This is a genomic window from Massilia sp. Root335 (assembly GCF_001425685.1).
GTDB lineage: Bacteria > Pseudomonadota > Gammaproteobacteria > Burkholderiales > Burkholderiaceae_D > Telluria > Telluria luteola.
This window is the reverse complement of the sequence record NZ_LMCY01000001.1, coordinates 1,137-1,662: the sequence shown is the minus strand read 5'-3', so window position 1 is coordinate 1,662 and position 526 is coordinate 1,137. Positions and strand designations below refer to the sequence as shown.

Annotated in this window: 1 pseudogene; it reads left to right on the top strand. The window is 69.4% G+C overall.

The window, feature by feature from the left end:
* A pseudogene (locus ASC93_RS31255) lies at window positions 1-526 on the top strand (heme utilization protein); the annotation flags it as partial.

The window sequence follows — 526 nt, the reverse complement described above, 5'->3', positions numbered from 1 at the left end:
CGCCGAGATCGCCGGCCTGAAGTCGAATCAAGTGGGCGCGCTGACGACCACGCAGATCGCCGCGCTGAGCACCGTCCAGGTCGCGGCCATCACGACCACCGACGTGGCCGCACTGAAGACGAATCAGGTTGCCGCCCTGACGACCGCGCAGGTCGCCAGCGGCCTGGGCACGGCCCAGATCGTCGGCTTGACCAGCGCCCAGGTGAGCAGCCTGAGCAGCACGCAGGTCGCCGCCCTGAACACCGTCCAGGTTGCCGCAATCGAAACGGCCGACCTGGCCGCCATGAAGACGAACCAGGTTGCCGGCCTGACCACCGCGCAGATCGCCGCGCTGTCGTCGGCCCAATCGGGTGCACTGACGACCGCCCAGATCGCTGCACTGAGCACCGCCCAGGTGGCCAGCGGCCTGACGACCGTGCAGGTTGCCGGCCTGAAGTCCAATCAGGTGGGGGCGCTGACGACCGCGCAGATCGCCGCCCTGGGCACCATCCAGGTGGCTGCCATCACGACCGCCGACCTGGGTGCA